This window comes from Herbidospora sp. NBRC 101105 (genome assembly GCF_030269205.1).
Taxonomy (GTDB): domain Bacteria; phylum Actinomycetota; class Actinomycetes; order Streptosporangiales; family Streptosporangiaceae; genus Herbidospora; species Herbidospora solisilvae.
This window is the reverse complement of record NZ_BSSX01000023.1, coordinates 1-525: the sequence shown is the minus strand read 5'-3', so window position 1 is coordinate 525 and position 525 is coordinate 1. Positions and strand designations below refer to the sequence as shown.

At 60.2% G+C, this 525-nt stretch carries 1 rRNA gene; it reads right to left on the bottom strand.

Annotated elements, in window-relative coordinates:
- Positions 1-304 precede the first annotated feature (304 nt).
- Positions 305-525 (bottom strand): 16S ribosomal RNA (locus tag QSK34_RS37635); the annotation flags it as partial.

Here is a 525-nt window from a genome sequence, read left to right as displayed (position 1 = left end):
GAGATGCGGTATGGCAGAAGCGGATCCCGCAGTTAGTCCAGAGGCACTCAGGCCCGAACAACAGGGCCACCACACTAGGCGATGACCCCGAAGACGGTCCGTTTCCTCAGGACCCAACAGTGTGCTCGAACCAGCTCGCCCGCTCTCTCCCGTTCCCACTCCCAGCAAGCTGGGCGGTACTGAGCAGGAGCATCACGCTCTCGATTCGAATAGCCAGTGCTCCACTAATGAGCTGCCGTGCATCGAACATTCGCCGATGGTCACGACGTGGACACCGTGGTTAAGCGGTGTCGATGCTCCTTAGAAAGGAGGTGATCCAGCCGCACCTTCCGGTACGGCTACCTTGTTACGACTTCGTCCCAATCGCCAGCCCCACCTTCGACCGCTCCCCCCATTGCTGGTTGGGCCACGGGCTTCGGGTGTTGCCGACTTTCGTGACGTGACGGGCGGTGTGTACAAGGCCCGGGAACGTATTCACCGCAGCATTGCTGATCTGCGATTACTAGCGACTCCGACTTCATGGGG